12 protein-coding genes are annotated in these 12472 nt (G+C 55.8%); 4 read left to right on the forward strand and 8 right to left on the reverse strand.

Features of this window, described 5'->3' with window-relative positions; all coding sequences use genetic code 11:
- Window positions 1–52: 52 nt before the first annotated feature.
- The 4 genes from AC6I79_RS18235 to soxR all read right to left on the reverse strand — a co-directional run bounded on the left by AC6I79_RS18235 (window position 53) and on the right by soxR (window position 4733).
- The gene (locus tag AC6I79_RS18235) at window positions 53–1702 is read right to left on the reverse strand and encodes a Na+/H+ antiporter (RefSeq protein ID WP_021507828.1); all 1650 of its coding nucleotides are present in this window, start codon (window positions 1700–1702) and stop codon (window positions 53–55) included.
- A 136-nt stretch (window positions 1703–1838) separates the two neighbouring features.
- Window positions 1839–3188: an NCS2 family permease gene (locus AC6I79_RS18240; RefSeq protein WP_159377381.1), complete on the reverse strand. Its 1350-nt coding sequence runs from the start codon at window positions 3186–3188 to the stop codon at window positions 1839–1841.
- Between the two features lie 356 nt (window positions 3189–3544).
- Window positions 3545–4213, reverse strand: coding sequence for a glutathione S-transferase family protein (locus AC6I79_RS18245; RefSeq protein ID WP_021507831.1), 669 nt, complete (start codon window positions 4211–4213; stop codon window positions 3545–3547).
- A gap of 43 nt (window positions 4214–4256) precedes the next feature.
- The gene (gene soxR, locus AC6I79_RS18250) at window positions 4257–4733 is read right to left on the reverse strand and encodes a redox-sensitive transcriptional activator SoxR (protein ID WP_021507832.1); all 477 of its coding nucleotides are present in this window, start codon (window positions 4731–4733) and stop codon (window positions 4257–4259) included.
- Between the two features lie 99 nt (window positions 4734–4832).
- On the opposite strand from soxR, the gene soxS reads away from it, so the two are divergent.
- Together soxS and AC6I79_RS18260 are read left to right on the forward strand one after the other, a co-directional pair.
- Window positions 4833–5261 carry a superoxide response transcriptional regulator SoxS gene (gene soxS, locus AC6I79_RS18255; RefSeq protein ID WP_058757551.1) on the forward strand — a complete coding sequence of 143 codons (429 nt, stop codon included), beginning with the start codon at window positions 4833–4835 and terminating at the stop codon, window positions 5259–5261.
- Between the two features lie 244 nt (window positions 5262–5505).
- Window positions 5506–5787 carry a YjcB family protein gene (locus AC6I79_RS18260; protein WP_010618515.1) on the forward strand — a complete coding sequence of 94 codons (282 nt, stop codon included), beginning with the start codon at window positions 5506–5508 and terminating at the stop codon, window positions 5785–5787.
- A gap of 54 nt (window positions 5788–5841) precedes the next feature.
- Here the strand turns inward: AC6I79_RS18260 and AC6I79_RS18265 are convergent, their stop codons facing one another.
- On the reverse strand, window positions 5842–6792 hold the full coding sequence (locus tag AC6I79_RS18265) for an ATP-grasp fold amidoligase family protein (RefSeq protein ID WP_031279756.1): 951 nt from the start codon (window positions 6790–6792) through the stop codon (window positions 5842–5844).
- Between the two features lie 8 nt (window positions 6793–6800).
- Window positions 6801–8057 (reverse strand): oligosaccharide flippase family protein, encoded by a 1257-nt coding sequence (locus AC6I79_RS18270; protein WP_058757552.1) that lies wholly within the window; start codon window positions 8055–8057, stop codon window positions 6801–6803.
- Window positions 8058–8584: 527 nt separating this feature from the next.
- On the opposite strand from AC6I79_RS18270, the gene AC6I79_RS18275 reads away from it, so the two are divergent.
- The gene (locus AC6I79_RS18275) at window positions 8585–8980 is read left to right on the forward strand and encodes a transposase (protein ID WP_031279757.1); all 396 of its coding nucleotides are present in this window, start codon (window positions 8585–8587) and stop codon (window positions 8978–8980) included.
- Window positions 8981–9889: 909 nt separating this feature from the next.
- On the opposite strand, the gene AC6I79_RS18280 is transcribed toward AC6I79_RS18275, so the two are convergent.
- Window positions 9890–10843, reverse strand: a complete 954-nt coding sequence (locus AC6I79_RS18280; protein ID WP_159377382.1) for a DMT family transporter — start codon at window positions 10841–10843, stop codon at window positions 9890–9892.
- Window positions 10844–10915: 72 nt separating this feature from the next.
- On the reverse strand, window positions 10916–11746 hold the full coding sequence (locus AC6I79_RS18285; RefSeq protein WP_058757554.1) for an AraC family transcriptional regulator: 831 nt from the start codon (window positions 11744–11746) through the stop codon (window positions 10916–10918).
- A gap of 126 nt (window positions 11747–11872) precedes the next feature.
- Between AC6I79_RS18285 and AC6I79_RS18290 the strand changes: the two genes are divergently transcribed.
- On the forward strand, window positions 11873–12400 hold the full coding sequence (locus AC6I79_RS18290; protein ID WP_238561253.1) for an isochorismatase family protein: 528 nt from the start codon (window positions 11873–11875) through the stop codon (window positions 12398–12400).
- Window positions 12401–12472 lie beyond the last annotated feature (72 nt).

The raw sequence follows: 12472 nt of genomic DNA on the forward strand, positions 1-12472 counted from the left end.
CCGCCCTGTCTGTCAGGCGGCCGCGGGATCGGAGAGCAGCAAAACGCGGCGGCTATTCCTCTTTTTCTATCAGCAACGCTTCCAGCAGGTCGAGATCGCGCAGCAGGCGCTGCATGGTCTCGTTGGAGATCTGCTGGGTGGCGCGCAGATGATAAACCTCGGCACGCTCGGCGCGCAGCGCGGTCAGGCGGAAACGGCGCTCCAGATTTTCCGCAAACAGCGCCTGTTCCATATCATCTTTGCCATCGACGCGACGACGCAGATTACCAATCACCCGCAGGCTGACCTCTTTCAGCAGCTCAGGATCGATGTTCTCTTCAGCGTCGTTTTCCAGTCGCTGCTCCATTTTGTGCAGGCTTTCGATCGCCACGCCGGCCATCGCGGCACGCGCGCTCTGGATTTCGCGACGGTGCCCCACTTTGTCGTGGCTCTCCATGCCGCGCAGCAGAATCGGCAGCAGAATCACGCCGACAAACAGCGAGAACAGAATCACGCCGGTGGCGATAAACACCAGTTCGTAGCGCGCCGGAAAAGGTTCGCCGTTGCTGAGGAACAGCGGAATCGACAGCACACCGGCCAGCGTGATAGCACCGCGCACGCCAGCAAAAGAGGCGATCAGCAGTTCACGCAGCGAGTAGCTGGAGAACTCCAGCGGCTTCTTCTTCAGCAGGCGCAGGCTGGTGCGCTTCATGATCCACAGCCAGCCGAAGCGCACGATCATCAGCGCCGCATAGACCAGCCCGACGTCGGCGAACAGCATCCACAGCTCGACGTTAGGATCGGCGTTCGCCTGAGCAATCGAGGTGGAGAGAATGTCCGGCAGCTGCAGGCCCAGCATCAGGAACACCATGCCGTTGAACACAAACTCCAGCATCTGCCATACGCTGTTGGCGCGCAGGCGCATCGCCAGCGGTGCCTGACGGATGATGCCGGAACGGGTGATGGTCATACCGGCCGCTACCGCCGCCAGAATGCCGGAGACGCCGAGGTGTTCAGCAATCAGATAAGAGGCGAACGGCAGCAGCAGCAGCAGTACGGTTTGCGTTGCCGGATCGTCACCACTCCAGCGGCTGAGCAGGCGCAGCGAACGGCCATACAGCCAGCAAACGGCGACACCGGCCACCAGGCCGCCAATCGCCACTTTAAGGAATTCGACGCTGGCGCCGCCCCAGGTGAACACCATGGTGCCCATCGCCACCGCGACGGCAAACTTGAGTGACACCAGGCCCGACGCGTCATTCATCAGCGCCTCGCCCTGAACAATCGACATGATCTTTTTCGGGATGCGCCCTTCGCCAACGATGCCGGAGAGCGCCACCGCATCGGTCGGAGACAGCACCGCCGCCAGCGCGAACGCCGGAATCAGCGGAATGCCCGGCACCAGCCAGTAAATCAGGTAGCCGATACCGACCACGGTAATAAGCACCAGCACCAGCGCCAGGCCGATAATTTCACGGCCGTGATGCAGAAACTCGTTGATCGGTGTTTTCCAGCCATCGGCAAACAGCAGCGGCGGAATAAACAGCACGAGGAACAGTTCGGGGTCAAAATCGACGTGCAGACCAAAGGTTGGCCAGGCCAGCAGCGCGCCGGCCGCGATCTGTACCAGCGGGAGCGGGATCTGAAACGGCAGGATACGTGCCGCAACGCCAGACAGCGAAACCACCAGCGTCATGATGAGAATAGTAAAGAAGATTTCCATGCTTTCCTTAGGCGAATCATATTAATCGAAGCGATGTTGCGTCGGAAAGTGTAAAACAAAACGCCGCCCGGCGGGGCTACCCGATGTGCGGCGTGTGCGATAAAGAGAATAATCCGGACTGACGCCCGGATTGCGGTCAGATAGCCCAACCGCCCGCGTAGAACGCCACCAGCGCCACAGCAATCACCACCGTGCCAGCGTTGAGCTTGCGCCACTCGCCGGCAAACAGGCGGCCAATTACCAGCGCGGCAAAGCCGAGCATGATGCCGGTGACGATGTTGCAGGTCAGTACGATGAATACCGCCGTCAGCAGGCCAGACATCGCATCGACGAAATCATTGAAGTCGATTTTGGCCACGTTGCTCAGCATCAGCAGGCCGACATACATCAGCGCGGGTGCGGTGGCATAGGCCGGAACCAGATAAGCCAGCGGCGACATAAACAGAATCAGCAGGAACAACAGACCCACGACAATCGCTGTCAGGCCGGTTTTACCGCCGGCGGCAGTACCCGCAGCGGACTCGATATACACTGCGGCGGGCGAGGCACCCACCAGTCCGGCAAACAGGCTGCTGATAGAGTCGGTGGTCAGCGCGCGACCGCCATTGATAATCTGGCCCTCTTTATCCAGCAGGTTCGCCTGCCCGGCCACCGCACGAATGGTGCCGGTGGCGTCAAACACCGCGGTCATCACCAGCGCCAGCACGCTCGGTAACACCACCGGCTGCAGCGCGCCCATGATATCCAGGCTAAACATTGCCGACTGGCCGCTGGCATCACGCAGGCTCGGCATGGCAAACAGCCCCTGCCACTTTACCGCCGGGTCGAAGATCAGCCCAAGCAGCGAAATCGCAATGATGGTCAGCAGAATGCCGCCCGGTACCCGCCGTTTTTCCAGACCAAAAATCGCCGCCAGCCCGATCAGCGCCATAATCACCGGGAAAGAGGTGAAGTGACCAAGCGCCACCGGCAGGCCTGCCGCCGGGTTTTTTTCCACCAGACCAATGCCATCGGCGGCAATCAGCAGCAGAAACAGGCCGATACCGACGCCCGTGCCGTGTGCCACGCCCATCGGCAGGTTACGCAGAATCCACGCGCGAATGCCGGTCACGGAAATCAGCGTGAACAGCAGGCCCATCAGGAAGACCGCGCCCAGCGCCACCGGCACGCTAATGTGCTGGCCCAGTACCAGGCTGAACGCGGTGAAGGCGGTCAGGGAGATGGCGCAGCCAATCGCCATCGGCAGGTTGGCCCATAGTCCCATGATGAGGGAGCCAAAGCTGGCCACCAGACAGGTAGCGACAAACACCGCCGTCGGTGAGAAGCCCGCTTTACCGAGCATGCCAGGCACCACGATGACCGAATAGACCATCGCTAAAAAGGTGGTGAGGCCAGCCAGCACTTCCTGCCGCACGCTGCTGCCGCGTGCTGAAATGTGGAACCAGGCGTCCAGTTTTCCCCTGGCCGGGCGTGATTCGCCAGACATAGTTATTCCTCTGTGTTTTTTAAGATATAGGTCACCGCGCGGCTCGCGTTTGCGCATCATCCTGGTGAAGATGTCTCAGAGAGAAAAGCAGGCAAACGATTACGTGGCCGCGTATTCCAGGTCAAAAAGGGGTGACGCGGAAAAAAGGCAAACGATTATCTGGCGTTTGGGGTGGCGTTTTCAACTGCTAATCACCTGGCAGGCAGGATAATGCGCAGCTCTGGCACCATTATGGCTGGCGTTACGCTAGCGGGAGCAGGAAATCATGGAGGAAAAAGGCTGGCATTTCAGGTGGTTTGCTGCGGTGCCGCGACAGCGCGTCGCGGCGTCCTGTTTCGTTGCGTTACCGCTGCGCCTCAGCCGTTATTGAACTGAATCGGGCCGCCCTGCTCCAGCGCGCGCTGCCACGCGGCGCGCTGCTGCATATTCTCCAGCCAGCGCGCCGTGGCGGGCATCTCACCCAGCGCGCCGCGCATCTGCAACGCCAGCAGCGGAAAACTCATCTGCACATCGGCAATACTGAAGCGTGAACCGGCAAAAAAGCGCTGCTGGCTCAGATGCTGCTCAATCACGCGCCCGTGGAGCGCCAGCTGCTTGTTCAGCCACGCTTTCTGAATGCCTTTACTCAGCGCCACGCCGGCCGGGCGCAGCAGCCATGGCACCGGCTTTTTGCCCAGTTGCGCAAACACCAGCTTCATTACCAGCAGCGGCATCAGCGAACCTTCAGCATAGTGCAGCCAGTAACGCGCCTGAATTTGCTCCTCTTCCTCATGCAGCGCCAGCAGATGCTCGCTGTCGTATTTCAGCTGCAGATATTCGAGGATGGCGCCCGATTCGGCGATCACCCGATTGCCATCGGTAATCACCGGCGATTTACCCAGCGGATGCACTTTCTTTAATTCGTCCGGTGCCAGCAGGGTATTTTCCCGCTGATAGCGTTTGATTTGATACGGCACCGCCAGCTCTTCCAGCAGCCACAGCACCCGATGAGAACGGGAGTTTTCCAGATGGTGAACGGTAATCATGCGCGATTCCTTGCTGCTAAGGGTTGGCATCTAGTATAGCGGATTAACGCTGCGGCTCGTCCTGTTGCGGATCGAGCAGGACCGCTCCGGAGCCCTGCTGCCCCAGGCGGTCACCCGGATTGCGCAGTGGACAGTCGCGCATCGACAGGCAGCCGCAACCAATGCAGCCGTCCAGATCGTTGCGCAGACGCGTCAGGGTTTCGATGCGTTTATCCAGCTCTTCGCGCCAGTGCTGCGTCAGCGCGTCCCACTCCTGCGTCGACATGCGCTTATTCGCTGGCACGTGCATCAGGCTGTCGCTGACCGTCGCCAGCGGAATCCCGATGCGCTGCGCAATTTTGATGATCGCCACGCGGCGCAGCACATCACGGCTGTAGCGGCGCTGATTACCGCCATTGCGCGTGCTGCTGATCAAGCCTTTGCTTTCATAAAAGTGCAGTGCCGATACCGCCACGCCGCTGCGTTTCGCCACTTCGCCCGGCGTCAGCACCGGTTTCGGGTAATTGCGTTCTTTTTTCATTTAGGGCCTTTACCTCAAGTTAACTTGAGGAATTATACTCGCACCCCAGCAAAACAGCGAATTTCAAACCAGGCGATAACCTTGCAGAAGGAACAGGCTATGATGCAACAGGAAATCATCCATTCACTGACTAACTGGATCGATCAGAATCTGGATAAAACATTGTCGATTGATGAAGTGGCGGCAAAATCGGGTTACTCGAAATGGCACCTGCAGCGTATGTTCCGTACGGTTACGAAACAAACGCTGGGTGGTTATATTCGTGAACGCCGTCTCACGCTGGCCGCCGAAGCCTTGCGTCAGACGCAGCGTCCGGTATTCGACATTGCGATGCAGTACGGCTACGACTCGCAGCAGACGTTTTCGCGCGTGTTCCGCCGTCAGTTCTCGCAAACCCCTACCGCTTATCGTCACAGCATGCGTCGCCAGGCGATGGTGCAGCGTCCGCGTCTGGTCAACTTTGACTGCAGCGAAGGCATGAACAGCTTTGCCCAGCGCACCACCGGCGAGTGCTGCCCGGTACGCTGAAGTCAGTGCGCCCCACGCGGGCGCGCCTTTCCCCTCCTCTTCACCTTCCTCCAGCCCTTTCTTTGCCTGCCATACCAGGTCTAAATTTTGTTCAAATTTTCAAATCCAGTGATATAATGTGACCCAAGTCACAGATTCAAGCTGTATGAAGACGACAGAAGGGCTTCCCTGACCTCCCTTTTCTGCCGCCAGTGATGTCCGATGAATGTCAGGGATATTACTGATCTCAAGAGGTTTTTCGCCGATGGCTACGTTAACTACCAGTCTGATCGTCATGCGTTGGGAACTGCTCAGCGCGGTAATGATGTTCTTCGCCAGCACCATGAAAATTAAATTGCGTCAGAACAGCCACCACGTGATGGCGCTGATGTGCGGCGGCGTGGGCGTAGCGATGTCATGCTGGTTTGTTACCGGTCTGCTCGGCATTACGCTGAGCATGGAAAACGTGCATAACTTTATGTCCATCACCAAAGAAGCGTTTATTCAGGTGATGAGCCAGACACCAGCCGACTGGCCAATGCCGTAAACGCGGTGCATAAAAAACCCCGCTAAGCGGGGTTTTTTATTTTGCTGTGTGATTTCAAATTTTCTTCAATACGGCTGGAAGTGGCACTTCCGGCACCGTGACGTCCGATCTCTGCGTATCGCGACGATCCTGAATCCACATATCACCCATCATCTGATTAAGTCCCCGATCCAACCCGGTGACCAGCCCGGCGCCTGGCGTGAACGTCAGCTCACCGAAGTAGATCTGTTCGCCATCGATATACCAGTCCACGCGCACATAATCGAAGTCGCTGGCCAGCGTTTTACTCAGCGCCAGCGCGTGCTGCAGCTGTGGCAGCAGCGGTGACACATCCAGCCCGGTATCACGAATTTTGTGATACGCCTCGTTAAGATTGTTGACGTAAAAGTTCATCGACAGCAGCGGATTACAGCGGTTGTAGATCACCTGCAGCACATATTCAAAATTGCCGTCGCGCTTGTTGAACATGTGAAACTTGTAATCGATCGGCGCGGTTTTGCCATCGCCGATGTACTTCTCTACCAGAATGCGCGGCTTAATATAGCGATAGTGAATCTCGCGCGCCTCGTTGGCGAAGTCGGTCTTCAGCCAGCGCTGGCAGTCGCTGATAATCTGCTGTTTTTTCAGCGCATCCGGTTCTTCCAGCAGGATCTCGACCATGTTGGAGCCGTGATTCGGCTTAATAACCGTGTTCTTCCAGCTCGGCAGCGTATGCAGTGAGTGCGGATCGCTGGTCTCATAAACCAGCGGAATCAGATACTCACTGCCCACCTTTTCGGCAATGTACTCACGCACCGAAAACTTGTCCGACAGGCGGCCATAACACTGGTAGTCGCCGTAGACGAATTTGCGATACAGCACTTTCTCATTGAACACCTTCGGCTGACGCAGGTTCGGCAGCTTACGGAATTTGTGAAAGTAGTAGATGCGATCCTGGTAAGCCCAGGGCATCTTTTTGATGAAATACTGTACGCTTCTTCTGAGTTCGTCTTTCAACCTGATCATATCTGACCTCATTTGTAGGTTTTGTAGTTGAGTGAGGAAACCTGAATTTTTTGGATGACGCCGTTTTTGAAGAAGTAATTCATTACGGTCAGGGACAGTAACTCCGTGATGAAGACGCTCCAGGCGGCACCCATGATGCCGTAGCCCTGGATCAGCCACCACGACAGCGGCAGGCTGATGACCATCAGACAAATGATCTTCTTCAACAGATAGTTAAACCCGCCCTCTTTCACCATGTAGCGATAAGCGACGGTCCCCATTGCCGAAAAGCAGGTTGCTAACGACAGTAACGTAATGAGACTTCCGGACTGTGTGTACTCGTGACCATATAAAGCGATGATGATTTTTTCGCCGTACAAGGCGATCACCGCTAATAACAGCAATGAAACTCCCATGACATAGCCGTTCAGCCGCGCGGTGAGCTTGATCGCGGCTGCTCCACGCTCGCGGAAAATCTCCGAGAAGCAGGAAGTGATGATGGCAACCGGGATAAAAATCCAGGAAGCCGAAATGGTATTCGCGGCGGCGAACAGGCCAAGGTCGCGCGCTGAGGCGATGCCCGCGAGGAACATCTGTGCGGCTTTCACCTGCACCGAGATAAAGATGCTGGAGATGGCCAGCGGCAGGCCGGCATACATCAGGTAGCGTAGGTAGGTAGTGCGCTTGTCCTGCGGTGGTGCCAGATCCTGATGTTCGCGATAGAAATTGACGCGCTTGATGGCGTACGGCACCAGCGTGACGGCCACAATCGAAGCGGTGAGCCACAGTGGATTGAGGTGCAGCCAGGCGATGGTGAAGCTCATGGCAAAGCCCAGCAGCAAGCCGGCCGAGTTAGCAATGGTATTGAGCCGCGACGCCAGCCGCGCATTGTTATAAACGCTGAAGGTGTCCTGGGTAACAAACACCGACGAGATAAACGAGGCCAGTGCAAACGCAAGGAAGTTTTCCTGCATGTTGTACCAGACCCAAATCAACACCGGGATTGATGTCAGCAACAGCAGCACCAGGCGCATGGTCCGCGCCACGGCCATTAACCGCAGGCCTTTCGGCGCACTTTTGCTGATGCGCTTAAACAGGATGGTTTCGGTACCAAAAATCGCCACGGTTTGCACCATGGAGAACAGCGAGGTCGAAAACGCCATTTGGCCAAACACCGTTGGGCCAAAGGATTTTGCCACGTAGGAGGTCACAAATATGACGCCGAATACCGAGACGATCTTCTCAGACATCATCCAGGCGGCATTAGACATTACGCTCAATTTCATTGACTGGTCCTTAGTATTACGTACAGCAACTGCTTTTCGGTACAACGTCCTTGAAATGAATTAACAAGCGCTCAGTGGGCCTGACACAATTTAATAACTTCAAACCAGGCTGGTCCGAAAAATGAGACTCGCGTCAGAGTTTAGCGATTAAATTCAGGAAAATTCCGATTAAACCTGGTGCGAAGCCCGATGGATGTAAACGATTTCAACCCGAATTCAGGACAAAAGTTCACAGGCATATCCTGAGTTTTTTGCAAGCAGGCTATGCCGAATTTCCAATGATTGTCGTATTTTTCTGCATTTGGGATGGAATGAATCTATATCAAAAACCCAGCACCAGGAAGGCGTTCAATGGCATTCAGAATAAAATAAGATTTATCCCATGATGATATTTATTCTAAATAACTTAATTTAACCCTCGCAATTCTAATCGCGCACTTTAATACTGCATTAATACCGTTTTTGCAGTACCAGATATTAATACAGTAATTCTCATCCACTAATTGATAAGAAAGGTAAGAGCATTTATGAGAAAGTCACGATATAGCGAAGAGCAAATCACAAATGCCATTAAAGCTTCTGAAACGGGAGTGAAAGTCAGGGAGATTTGTGAGGAGCTGGGCATTTCCGAGGCCACCTTCTATAGCTGGAAGAAGAAGTTCTCCGGGCTTTCTTCAGAGGAGGGTCGAAAAATCAAGGAGTTGGAGGATAAACTGCAGAACCTTACGCGCGAGCTGCAGACCCTGAGCTCCGACAAGGAGATGCTGCAAAGCGTGCTGAAAAACTTCTTCACTACGAATGAAAAGCGTCAGGCGGTCAACTTCCTGCAAACCACTTTCGACATCGGTACCCGTCGCAGCTGTCGTTTACTGGATATTAGCCGTAGCGTTTATCATTACCCTTCCGGTTCCGATAATCGCTAATACCATTGAGGCCGATGTTATATGACTTAATGCTGAGATTTGTTCTTACCAGAAGAGATGAAGATCATTAAATTCGGCATTCGCTACATAACAATTCGAACCACTTTTTCCTGATGAATGCCATCACGGAATCACTTCCTTTTTTGCGGTAAAATTGATTCACACCAGCAAAAGCCTCGCGTTTCAAGCCATTTAGACTTAGCCCAATCTCATTTTGGTGAGATTGGTGCTTAGTCTATTACTTCACGATTACTAATAATCAGACCTGATCACAGACAATTCTGTTAAGCGTTAATGAACAACACGGTGTAACCGCTCACACATTGGCTCAGTTTTAAACTGGATCTGGCCGCTGCGTTTATGATCGCTTTGGCGATCAGCGCTAGTCGGCTAACTCTTAAACCACACCAGGAATACTCCGGTTCAAAAACGTTATGATGTTTAAACTATAAAGCCGAAGAACGGTTATCCACGGTAAATACTGCGCTTAAATCCATCGTCATCTTTAATCTTTTTTTCTGGCAGCTGTTGGGAATCATTCTTAACAATGCCGGTAACGCTTAAGGCTAAGGTGGCTTCTCACGCTGGAATTTCAGTGCCACAGCCGGGTAAAAATCCGACTGGCGAAGAGTTTTTTACGCGCTAAACCGGCGAATTGTTGCCCGATATGCGCTTTTTTTATCCCTCCGGAACGCTAAAAGGCAGCGAGAGTCGGCCTTTTACCGCGCTGACGGCAGGGAGTTTTATAGCGGAAGAGAATGAAAACCGGGCGGCCGTAGCGCTGGTCGGTTATATAGCGTGCGCGTGGCGGCCAGTATCAGGTCACTGAGGCGGGATTATCGGCTGGTCAAATTCCTAAAATATCAGGGGAAAGCGCTGCTGAGTGGATGACTCAGCAGCGAGGCAGGGTTAAGGAAGTGCGCTCAGCCGCTGCGGTTTAATGCGCATGGCATAGATCACGCCAACGATCAGACAGCCGATACCGATGCTGGTGAGCAGCGGTGGCCAGCTCTGGCGGTAAATAAAGGTCCACAGCAGGCCAGAGAGCGTTTCGAATACGATGAGCGGCCCCATCACCACCGTTGGCAAACGCTGACTGGCGGCATTCCAGCACAGCGCCGCCAGCCATGAGCACAACAAACCAATCGCCAGCATCAGCCAGATAAAGCGCGCCGGCTGCGGGCCGAACGGCAAAGCGAAATCGGGCTGCTGCCAGTGAATCTGCAGGCTCACCAGCCCATAAAACACCAGCGCCAGCGGCAATGTCACCAGCCCCTGCGCGGTGGCCCAGCTCGACGGTTTATGCTGAGGGTGTTCGCGCAGCCAGCGCGCATTGCGCAGCGGATACCAGGTCCAGCACACCACTGCCAGCACCGCCAGCAGCAGGCCACTCAGGTAGCCCCAGAGATCAAATGCCGGCCCCTGCCCGTGCAGTTCCGCCGCGTTGACGCAGCCCAGACCGGCAGCAATGATGACCAGTGCGGGCATCAGCCGGCGCCATGGCAGGCGCCCTTCGAGATGGCCGTAACAGAGGTTAGCGGTGACGGTGATCACCACCGGCAGCGTACCGATGATCATGGTGGAGACCGGTGCGCCGGTGCGCTGAATCGCGCTGGCAAGGCAGGCGTAATAGAGCAGATTGCCCACCAGCGACAGCTTCACCGCCTCCGTCCAGTCCGGGCGCGTCAGCTGTTTTAGCCGGCGCCGGCTGAGCCACGCCAGCGGCAGCACCACCAGACCAAAGGCAACATAGCGACCCGCTGATTGCAACGTGCCCGGATAATCGGGTATCAGCAGCGGCCCGACAAAAATCATGCCCCACATCAGCCCCGCCGCGAGGGCAAACACTATTCCTGCAAACATACACCTTTCCTTTATCTTTAATCCGCCACAGTGTGGCGCAGGAAAAGGTGAAAGGCTTGTAGCAGATTGCGGTTAACGTCCGCTGAACACCTGCTTTTGATAGCGTCCCGGCGTGATGCCGTAGCGATGGGCAAACGCCCGCGTCAGATGCGCCTGGTCGGTGAGGCCAACCGCCGCCGCCACGCTCGCGGCGCTCTCGCCCTGCGCCAGCCGCTGTTTGGCTTCGAACAGGCGGAAGGCCATCAGCATTTGATGGGGAGTAACGTGAAAGTGTTGTTTGAAACTGCGCAGAAAATGCCACGGCGACAGCGATACCAGCGCCGCCAGCTCCTCCAGCCGCACCGGCTCTGCCAGATTATCGCGCAGCCAGGCTTTTACCACATCAAACCGGTGGGCGCCTTCGCGCGGCCGCGCGACGCCCTGCTGCGCCAGCGGACGCAGCCACTCCAGCAGATCCAGCAGCGCGCCCTGCCGCTCCAGCGCACTTTGCGCCTGCCACATCTGTGCCAGCGCGTGGGAGAAAGGTTGCGCCAGGCGCGCATCGGTGCGCAGCGCATCGCTAAACCACCAGTTGCGATCGCCGGTCAGCCGATCCATCTCCGCCGGATCGATATAGATCATGCGATAACGCCAGCCTTCGGCGCAGGCCGATTCACCGGTGTGCAGTTCATCGGGATTCATCATCACCAGCGAATGCACCGGCGCGACATAATTGGTGCCGCGGTAGCGAAAGCGCTGCGCGCCGGATTCAATGGTGCCAATCCCGAAGGCTTCGTGGGTATGGGGCTCAAAAGCGTAGCGGGAGATGTGCGCCTGATAAAGCTCAATGCCCGGCAGCTCAGCAAAGTGCTGAAACTGCGCACGATCCTGCTCACAGGGAAAGACTTCGGGAACCACCGTCACCACACACCTCCATACGCTATCAGGCAGTAAGCATGCGCGGCGCGCACAAAAAAAGCAAAGCCCAATCGCTTTACGCGCCTACCCGTTCAGCGCGACACTGGGGCCTGACCTATAAAGGAGGCGACAATGGCACAACGGGTGGTAATGGTAGTGGATATGCAAAATGGCGTGCTGGCAACGCCGCGTTACGACCGCGCCGGACGCTGCGCGCGCATTAATCAGCTGATGGCCGCCGCCGATCTGGTCATTTTTATTCAGCATAGCGGGCCGGATTTAGCCGCTGACTCCGCAGACTGGCAAATAGTCGCCGAACTGGAACAACCCGCCGACGCGCTTTACATCACCAAAACCGCCTGCGACAGCTTCTGGCAAACCGGGCTCGCGGCGCAGCTTGAACAGCATCAGATTGAAAGTTTTGTCATTTGCGGCTGCGCCACAGATTATTGTGTCGATACCACCATCAAAGTCGGGGCCAGCCTTGGCTATCACATCACCGTGGCGGCCGACGCGCACACTACCGCCGATCGCACTTATGTGTCAGCGCAGCAGCTTATTAATCAGCACAACGAGGTGTGGGCGGATTTGATCATGCCGGGCAATCCGGTGCGGGTTAAAACCACGGAAGAATTACTGCGGGAGTGGCGCGCGCATTAAGGGTTGCGCTATTGAAATAATCTGACAAGTGTCAATAATAGAGCATGACACTTGTCTGTATGGAGTTTCTCA

The sequence above is a fragment of the gamma proteobacterium symbiont of Scutellera amethystina genome (assembly GCF_059730845.1).